Source organism: Lactobacillus sp. UMNPBX16, from assembly GCF_002553775.1.
GTDB classification, from domain to species: domain Bacteria; phylum Bacillota; class Bacilli; order Lactobacillales; family Lactobacillaceae; genus Lactobacillus; species Lactobacillus crispatus.
In genome coordinates this window covers 1-280 of record NZ_PCYU01000065.1, presented here as the reverse complement: position 1 = coordinate 280, position 280 = coordinate 1, and the positions used below count along the sequence as shown (strand labels likewise).

Sequence of the window (280 nt, the reverse complement as noted above, 5' to 3'; positions counted from 1 at the left end):
GCGTAAGCCACAATTTTGCGTTTATCAATGGGCTCGTTATGATCAAGGCCTAAATACTGATCAAGCTCTGATTGATAGTAAAATCGTCTGTTGTTAGCTGTTCGATGAGCTTTTAATTTCCCAGCTCGATCCCAGCTTTGAAGAGTGAACGGCGCTTTGCCAAGATAGGCAGCAGCTTCTTTTAAATACATAATTCTAGACATAAAAAATCTCACCACCTTGTAGCGAGATTATAACACACTTTATAACACTTAAGAAACACAATTACACATATATTTTT

Annotated in this window: 1 protein-coding gene; it reads right to left on the bottom strand. The window is 37.1% G+C overall.

Going from position 1 to position 280, the window contains the following annotated elements; genetic code table 11:
• The coding region (locus CP367_RS10185; protein ID WP_143438896.1) for a helix-turn-helix domain-containing protein at positions 1-203 on the bottom strand (203 nt) is incomplete at its 3' end.
• Positions 204-280: the final 77 nt, after the last annotated feature.